This window comes from Caldimonas manganoxidans ATCC BAA-369 (assembly GCF_000381125.1).
GTDB classification, from domain to species: domain Bacteria; phylum Pseudomonadota; class Gammaproteobacteria; order Burkholderiales; family Burkholderiaceae_C; genus Caldimonas; species Caldimonas manganoxidans.
Genome location: NZ_KB906003.1, coordinates 1 through 2,071 on the forward strand (window position 1 = coordinate 1; position 2,071 = coordinate 2,071).

The 2,071-nt window shown below is 75.2% G+C and carries 1 protein-coding gene; it reads left to right on the forward strand.

The genetic code is table 11. The features are described from left to right. Positions 1–2,071 (forward strand): type VI secretion system Vgr family protein (locus F615_RS19095; RefSeq protein WP_019562391.1); only part of this gene is annotated, 2,071 nt, incomplete at both ends.

A 2,071-nucleotide genomic window follows, 5' to 3' on the forward strand; every position in this document is an offset into this window, starting at 1 on the left:
GCGCGCCGGGCTGGGGCTGCGCTTCGAAGAAGTCGACGGCGTGCACGACGATGCGCCGGCCCTGGGCCACCGCGCGGTCATCTTTGCGCACAGTCCCGACGAAGCCGCCTGTCCCCAACACCCCGACAGTGCGCGCGGCGGCGGCATTGCCTACCGCAGCGCCCACAGCCAACAGCCTGGCGACGGCGTGCAGACCTACCACGAACACGCCAGCCACACGGCCGCGCAGCACACCGCGCTGGGCTGGCACGAGCGGGCCAAACGCGCCCTTGCGGCCCAAGCAGTCGGTGCGGCTGCGGCGGCGGCTGCGGCGGCCTACGAAGACTACGAACCGCACAGTGCCGCCCCCGATGAAGCCAGCGCGGCGGCCCGCGCGCGCCTGCGCGGCCAAGCCCTACAAACCCAGGCCCTGCACTACAGCGGCCTGGCCAACGTGCGAGGCGCCCGCTGCGGCCAATGGTGGCAGCTCCAGCACCTGCCCGAGCGCGGCGCGCAACAACTGCTCCTGACCGAACTGCTGCACGTAGGCTGCGCCAACCTGCCACATGCCGTGCAACGCGCCAGAGCCCGCCTGGGCCCACCGCTGCAAGCGCTGGATCGACCCCTGGAGCCGGCCCTGTGGGCCCAAGCGCAAGCCAGCGGCTACGCCCAACACTGGCGCGCCGTGCCGCGCCAGCAGCCCTGGCGCCCCCTGCGGCGCCCAGCGCCGCGGGCCACCGGCGCGCAAAGCGCCGTGGTCGTCGGCCCCGACGGCCAGCCCCAAGCGCCCGAAGGCTCGGCGCTGTACACCGACCGCCTCGGGCGCATCAAAGTGCGCTTCCATTGGCAACACGATCTGCAACACGACCTGCCACACGATCTGCCACACGCCCCGACGCGCGGTGGCAGCCGCAGCAACAGCAGCGACCACAGCGTGTGGGTGCGCGTGGCCCAACGCTGGGCCGCCGGCGGCATGGGGGCGCACTTCCTGCCGCGCATTGGCGACGAAGTGCTGGTGGACTTCCTCGATGGCGACCTGGAGCGCCCGGTGGTGGTGGGCGTGCTGCACAACGGGCGCGGCGCCGGCGCCGTGCCTGCCACCCCGGGCGGCCGCCGCGGGCGAGCCGCCGCACCGCAGCCCTTTGCCGGCGGAGAGGACCACCGCAGCGCCGGCCAAGCCAACGAAGTGGCCGGCGGCCACAGCCCGGCCTGGCACGGGGCGGCGCCCAGCGAACACGCCCATGCCGGCGCGCTCAGCGGCGTGCAAAGCCGCGAGCTGGGGGCCGGCCCGGGGGCCAACCGGCTCGTCTTCGACGACAGCCCGGGCCAACTGCGCGTGCAAGCGGCCAGCAGCGCGCACGCCAGCTGGCTCAGCCTGGGCCACCTGGTGCACCAAGCCGGCAACCGACGCGGCAGCGCCCGCGGCCTGGGCCTGGAGCTGCGCAGCGACGCCTACGGAGCGCTGCGCGGCGCACGCGGGCTGCTGCTGAGCAGCTACGGCCAAGCCCCTGAGCAGCCCGCCGGCGACCCCAGCGCCGGCTTGGCGCTGCTGCAGCAAGCGCTCACCCAGGCCCAGCAGCTGGACCAAGCCAGCCGCCGCCACCGCACCGCCGCCCTCAGCGCGGCGCAAGAAGCCCTGCAAGGCCTGCAGCGCAGCCTGCAAGGCCAAGTCGGCCCCGACGCGGCGGCGCAAGCCGCCCAGACGCCGCCGGGCCACGGCGCACTGCCCCACAGCGCCACGCCGGTGCTGCAAGCCCAAGCGCGCGCCCAGCACCTCTGGGTGGCCGGCCAAGACCTGATGGCCAGCGCCGAGCACGGCGTGCACCTGGGCGCCGGGCAAGACCACCACCAGCACAGCGGCGGGGCCTGGCGGGCGCACAGCGGCCAAGTGCTGAGCGTGCTGGCTGGCGCCGCGGCGCTGCCGCAGCAGCCCGGCGGGCTGCACCTGGTGGCCGCCCAAGGCCCCATCGAACTGCAAGCCCACAGCGACCGGCTGGAGCTGGCCGCCCAACAGGCGCTGGAGCTCCAAAGCGCCAGCGCCCAGCTCCAGGCCACGGCCGCCCGCACACTCACCCTGGCCACCGCCGGCGGG